Raw genomic sequence first — 2,795 nt, forward strand, 5'->3', positions numbered from 1 at the left:
CCAGGCCCGCTGTGGAGGGCGGGTTGCATCGCCCCGGGTTTGATGGAGACATCGATTACCCGGGAAGGGATCATTGGGAATATGGGAGCACCTCGCAAGTACCCGGATGAGCTTCGTGAACGCGCGACGCGGATGGCGCTGGAAGCACTGTCCGACCCCGACCGCTCGCATGGTGCGATCGTGCGTGTCGCCGAGCAGCTCGGCGTGCACCGCGAAGCACTACGGACCTGGGTCCGCAAAGCCCAGGCCGAGGGCCAGGACGCCTCGTCGGTCTCGGCTGATCGCGACGCCCGCCTGGCCCAGCTGGAGAAGGAAAACCGCGAGCTACGGCGGGCGAACACGATTTTGAAGCAGGCGTCGGCTTTTTTCGCTGCGGAGCTGGACCGTCCANCAGCCGATCTGCGACGCACTGGCCGAGACCAGCGCCGCGATCGCGCCTTCGTCCTACTACGCCGCCAAGACCCAGCCGCCCTCAGCGCGGTCGGTTCGCGACGCCGAACTGACGGCCGCGATCACCACGATGTACGAGGAGAACTACCACGTGTACGGAGCCCGGAAGATGTGGAAGGAGCTGGGCCGCGCCGGCCACCAGGTCGCCCGCTGCACCGTCGAACGCCTCATGAGAGCCGAAGGCCTCAAAGGGGTCCAGCGGGCCAAGTGGCCGCGCACCACCCGGCCAAGGGCTGAGACTGAGCGGCCCGCTGACCTGGTGGAACGCAAGTTCGTCGCCGCGCGCCCGAATCAACTTTGGGTCGCCGACATCACCTACATTCGCACGTACGCCGGGTGGGTGTACGCGGCGTTCATCATCGACGTCTACTCGCGGATGGTCGTCGGGTGGCAGCTGTCCAAGAACTTGTACACCGATCTGGCCCTGGACGCGCTGAACATGGCGATCTGGCAGCGCACCCACACCGGCGACGACCTCAGCGGACTGATTCATCACAGCGACCGCGGCGTGCAAGGCAGATTCAACTGGTCGTCGCAACACCCCAGGTAATGGAGGTGGATTGTGGGTAGGCCTGCAGGATGGATGAAGGAGCTCACGGGAAGGTCGGCGTTGAAGTCGCCGGGCCGGCCCTCGCACCGTCGTGAGGTGGAGCGGTTGTTCTGGAAGCAGATCGCCACGGGGGTCACCAGCGAGCAGGCCGCCGCGGCGGTCGGCGTGTCGAGTGCCGTCGGCACGCGGTGGTTCCGCCATCGTGGTGGCATGCCGCTACACCTGGCCACGGATGTGTCCTCCCGGTACTTGTCCTTCTTTGAGCGCGAAGAGATTGCGGTGATGGTCGCCGAGGGTAAGGGGGTACGTGAAATCGCCCGCACACTGGATCGCGCGCCGTCGACGATCTCGCGCGAACTGCGCCGCAACGCTGCCACTCGCGGCGGCAAGCTCGAGTACCGGGCATCGGTTGCGCAGTGGAAATCGGAGATCTTCGCCGCCCGCCCCAAAGAGGCGAAGCTGGTCGGCAACGAGCCCCTGCGCGAGTACGTCCAGGACCGACTGGCCGGCAGGATCACCGACAGTGACGGAGCCCCGGTCGACGGGCCGGAGGAAGCAAAATGGGCGGGCCGCAACAAGCCGCATCGAGGCGATCGCCGGTGGGTCAAGGGCTGGAGCCCCGAGCAGATCAGCAACCGCCTGAAGGTCGACTTCCCGGAAGATGAGTCCATGCGCATCTCCCACGAAGCCATCTACCAGGCGCTTTACATCCAAGGGCGAGGTGCTCTCAAGCGGGAACTCGTGACCTGCCTGCGCACGGGCCGCGCTCTGCGGGTGCCGCGCGAGCGCACCCGTTCGGCCACGTGGGCGCACGTGAACGACAGAGTCCTGATCAGTGAGCGCCCCGCCGAAGCCGAGGACCGGGCCGTGCCCGGGCACTGGGAAGGCGATCTGATCATTGGCCTCAACCGCTCCGCAATCGGCACCCTTGTTGAGCGCACCACGAGGTTCACCATGCTCGTGCATCTGCCCCGCGAGGAGGGCTACGGGCAAACGCCACGAGTGAAGAACGGGCCCGCGTTGTCCGGATACGGCGCCGAGAGCATGTCGCGGGCGCTGGCCAGGACGATCACCGACCTACCCGAGCACCTCCTGCGCTCGTTGACGTGGGACCGCGGCAAAGAGCTGTCGGCGCATGCCCAGTTCACCGTTGAGACCGGTCTGCCGGTGTTCTTCGCCGACCCCCGCAGCCCCTGGCAGCGGGGCTCTAACGAGAACACGAACGGATTGCTGCGCCAGTACTTCCCGAAGGGCACCGACCTCTCCCGCTGGACCGCAGAAGACCTTGCAGCCATCGCACACACCCTCAACACACGGCCACGAAAGACGCTTGGGTGGCGAACTCCCGCCGAAGCCCTTGACGATCATCTACAGTCACTACAAACGTCAAGTGTTGCGACGACCGATTGAATTCACCCAATACCGAGCGCTGCGCTACACCGAACGGCTCGAAGAACAGGACCTGGTGGCCTCGGTGGGTTCACGAGGCGACTCCTATGACAACGCGATGGCCGAGGCGTTCAACTCCCTGTTCAAGGCCGAGCTGATTCGCAACCGCCACAAGGGACCGTGGCGAGGAATCGACGACCTCGAGATCGCCGTCGCCGAGTACATCGACTGGTTCAACCACCGCCGGATTCACGGCGAGATCGGCTACGTCCCACCGGCGGAGTACGAAGCACAACACACGGCGGTCGAACCGGCACCAGAGTCCGTCGACGACCTCATCGACGCCAGATAACCACCCTCTACAAAACCCGGGGCTTGACAGGTTTGGTCTGGATGACTTCACCTT

At 65.2% G+C, this 2,795-nt stretch carries 3 protein-coding genes and 1 pseudogene; all 4 read left to right on the forward strand.

Annotation, left to right across the window (positions count from 1 at the left end):
• Positions 1-81 precede the first annotated feature (81 nt).
• Positions 82-327 (forward strand): annotated as a pseudogene (locus tag AYO52_RS19310) (transposase); the annotation flags it as partial.
• Positions 328-430: 103 nt separating this feature from the next.
• The gene (locus tag AYO52_RS19020) at positions 431-1,000 is read left to right on the forward strand and encodes an IS3 family transposase (protein ID WP_253702219.1); all 570 of its coding nucleotides are present in this window, start codon (positions 431-433) and stop codon (positions 998-1,000) included.
• A gap of 33 nt (positions 1,001-1,033) precedes the next feature.
• Positions 1,034-2,410 (forward strand): IS30 family transposase, encoded by a 1,377-nt coding sequence (locus AYO52_RS15265; RefSeq protein WP_067719236.1) that lies wholly within the window; start codon positions 1,034-1,036, stop codon positions 2,408-2,410.
• Entirely contained in the window at positions 2,391-2,741 is a 351-nt protein-coding gene (locus tag AYO52_RS15270; protein WP_067719239.1) for an integrase core domain-containing protein, read from the forward strand. The genes AYO52_RS15265 and AYO52_RS15270 overlap by 20 nt, the downstream gene beginning before the upstream one ends.
• Positions 2,742-2,795 lie beyond the last annotated feature (54 nt).

Origin of the sequence: Dietzia sp. 111N12-1 (genome assembly GCF_001658045.1) — a bacterium.
Taxonomy (GTDB): domain Bacteria; phylum Actinomycetota; class Actinomycetes; order Mycobacteriales; family Mycobacteriaceae; genus Dietzia; species Dietzia kunjamensis.

Excerpts from the sequence above, each read along its gene's own strand:
- AYO52_RS15265 (WP_067719236.1), top strand. The coding sequence starts at position 1,034 with ATGAAGGAGCTCACGGGAAGGTCGGCGTTGAAGTCGCCGGGCCGGCCC.